The organism is Xenorhabdus bovienii, from assembly GCF_024721015.1.
In the GTDB taxonomy this organism is placed as follows: domain Bacteria; phylum Pseudomonadota; class Gammaproteobacteria; order Enterobacterales; family Enterobacteriaceae; genus Xenorhabdus; species Xenorhabdus bovienii.
In genome coordinates this window covers 1-916 of record NZ_JANAIF010000247.1, presented here as the reverse complement: position 1 = coordinate 916, position 916 = coordinate 1, and the positions used below count along the sequence as shown (strand labels likewise).

Sequence of the window (916 nt, the reverse complement as noted above, 5' to 3'; positions counted from 1 at the left end):
TAGATGGTGTTCGCCTGTGATTCTTGAGCCTGTTGCTGAGCGGTGAATGCTTTGATTTGTGTCTCTTGTGCTCTGGTCTGTGCATTGACGATTTCAGCTTGCGCTTTCTCTTGCTCTGCCATTGCTGCCACCATCATTGGGTCTTGTTGCTGCTGAGATTGTTGCTGAGCCTCAGCTAACCACTGCTCCTCTTCTGGTGTCTCTGGTTTCTTCAAACCCTGCACGACAAGCTGCTTGGTCGCGTACTCACGGGTGATATCGATACCTTTTCCATCCAGCAATGACAGGAACTGCAATAACAGGACATTCCACGCCGGATGCTCAATGGGAACCGATTTCAATAACTCGCCAATCTCAGCCCTATTCTGCTCTTTCATGGATTGGAACGATGGGCCAACATCGGTGTAGCACTCATAACGCCCGCGAACATCATTGAGTACTGCACGTTGCCCCGTCATTAGATCCACGACCTCAGACATAACCTGCACGTCTTTCTCGCTACCATCAGGCAACGTCATGACCACATGGCGGGGTACATCATAGATATCATTGACGATTGAGGCGTATATCTCACCATCTCGGCGCATGGCGGTAGATAGATTGTCCTGAAACACATAGGTTTCTAGGTCTGACCGCATATTTAGCTGATTGATGGTATCGAATGCTACCTGATTACCGTTCACCGCCTCAGAATCAACACCCACTGTAGCAACGGATTTCACTGCATTAGTCGCCGCCTCCAACATATAGGCATTAGCCTGTGGTACTTCTGGATTATCCATGTAGGCGATCGGCTGAGTAGGCATATCTCCGTTATTTTCATCCGTTTTGTTCATCAGGTAATACGGATAATCATCTGTACCGCTGTACATATACTCATAACCAGCGATTTGCTCAGGCCAGAATATCGGCTTTT

The 916-nt window shown here is 48.3% G+C and carries 1 protein-coding gene; it reads right to left on the bottom strand.

Annotation, left to right across the window (positions count from 1 at the left end):
* Window positions 1-916 (bottom strand): portal protein (locus NXS07_RS20355; protein ID WP_308686642.1); only part of this gene is annotated, 916 nt, incomplete at both ends.